Annotated in this window: 1 protein-coding gene; it reads right to left on the bottom strand. The window is 41.6% G+C overall.

Annotated features, from left to right (window positions below):
* A partial coding sequence (locus BBROOKSOX_RS10280) for a cadherin repeat domain-containing protein (protein WP_139661662.1) occupies positions 1 to 2,173 on the bottom strand: 2,173 nt, incomplete at both ends.

Genomic DNA, 2,173 nt, shown 5'->3' with positions numbered 1-2,173 from the left:
CACCTGACCCGTTGCTTTTACCAATCACCACTTTGGCTTTCGTCCAAATATCCCAACGCTCAACCTTGCGGCTGGAGATGGGGATGACATTACTCAGCCCGTTGGCGCTGAGCACACGATTGATAAAGCTGTTGGTTTGGCTATCGGCAAAACTGACCTGAATACCACTTACAAAACCATTGGCACTAAAACTGCTCTTTTGCTGGTTTTTATGACGAATATGCGATAGGCGTGCTCTCAATGTTTTTCCAGTTTTAGCAAGTAAGGTTTTACTGGCAGTTTTGCTTTCTTTGCGCACAGCTCTGGCAGTCACTTTGGTATTATCGTCTTCGACAGAAGGTAATTTAGCCGCATTAGTATTGACCGTGTTAGGGTTGATTACGGTTACAGTGAGGGTTTTTTCAACTGCCTCTACAAAGAAGTTGATTATATTGTTTTCTACCTTGGTGGCTCTAATATTAACACGATAAGTGGCATTATTTCGGGCTTTAAAAGCCGTGGCTTTAAAAGTTAATTCATCACCTTTTAAAGTAAACTTATTGGCATCTTCACCATCTATAATCTCAAAAACATTATACATTAACGGGTCTTTGTTGTTGGTGGCAAGCGTAATCACCTTGTTTGTGTTTTCGGGCGTAGAAAAAGCATCAGCCGTGGTAATATGAAATTTCCCATCGTTATCAGGATTGTTGGTGACGGTTACAACGAGGGTTTGTTCATCCGTCGCGAAGAGGGGGAAGTGGAGATCAAACACCTTGGTGGCTTTGATGTTAATACGATAAGTGGCATCATTTCCGTCTTTAAGAGCCGTGGCTTTGAAAGTTAATTTATTACCATTCAAAGTAAACTTATCGGCATCTCCGCCTGTAATATCAAATGTTGCACTACCTGCGTTGACAGCAAGCGTTATCACCTTACTTGTATTTTCAAGCGTAGAAACATTATTCGTGGTAATAAAAAAGGCTAGCAACCTTTCGTCGAGTGTACCAGCACCCCTAGTTCTGTTTATTTGAATGATAATTTGAGCGGTTTTTGCCTCTGCATCGTCGTCAGTGATTTTGACTGTAAGGGTATAATTTTGTTTGCTTTCATAGTTTAAGCCTGCTCCTGCTACTTGAATTTTCCCTGTGGGGCTGATTTTAAAGAAATTGTTACTATTGCCAGCGGTGATCTCAAAACCTGTAACTATGCCAGTGGTGGCAACAGTACCAACAGGGGTATTAACTTGAGAGCGTTCATTAACGCTCATCGTTTGATCAGCAGCAATGCTAATGGTTTTTTCTTTGAGGTTGATAATGGTAATGGTAATGGTTTTGTCTCTGGCCAAGAATCCGTTTTTAATTTCTAGGGTTAGGCTATAACTAGGTTTGCTCTCATAATCGGGGGAATTTTTAAAGCTAACAACTCTATCCTTTAGATTGAAAAAATCTTTATCCCTGCCTGAGATGCTATACTGTATGGGTTTATCGGTTGGCCCGTGAGCAATTGTCAATAACGGTATGTCAGTACTACTATTTTCAACAACAGAGACATCAGTATTGGTAATTTCTGGCAGGAGGACGACTTGAGAACTAGCAACTACTTTGATAAAAAAGACTTTATCAATACTCCGAGTGCCGTCGCTAGCGGTGATGGCGATATGTACAGTGTTAATAGTTGTGATGGGACGCTTGGTTCTGAGTTCGTTATTATTGACGATTTTAAAATCAGCGCTGGTGGTGGTGAAAGTCATGGCAGCAGCAGCAGTATCTACATCGGTAGCACTGAGAGTGCCAATCAAAAAGTTGGCACCCTTGTCATTGGTAAAAACGACCTTATCATCGATAAAGGCGGCATCGTTGATCTGGATATCGGTCGGAGCTTCATCGTCTAGATCGGTAACTGTAACAGTAATGGTTTTGGTGGCATGTTCGTTTGCTCCACCGTTAGTGCCTGCTCTATTGGCAGTAATCTCCACCGAGTAGGTTTTATCGTCTCTGGCTTCAAAGTCAGTGGCTTTAAAGGTAAGTGTGGTGCCACTAAGGCTGAATTTATTCTCATCTGCACCACCGGCAATAAGAAAATCTGCCCCGCCTCTATTGGTAGTAAGATTAATCACTTTATCTGCATTTTCTGGCGTAGAAACATCAGCTGTAGTAATGGCAAACTTAGGAGTTGCTTTAGTTACTGTTAT

The organism is bacterium endosymbiont of Bathymodiolus sp. 5 South, from assembly GCF_900128535.1.
Lineage (GTDB): Bacteria > Pseudomonadota > Gammaproteobacteria > PS1 > Pseudothioglobaceae > Thiodubiliella.
Note: the sequence above shows the minus strand (reverse complement) of the source record. Positions and strands in the feature narration are given on the sequence as shown.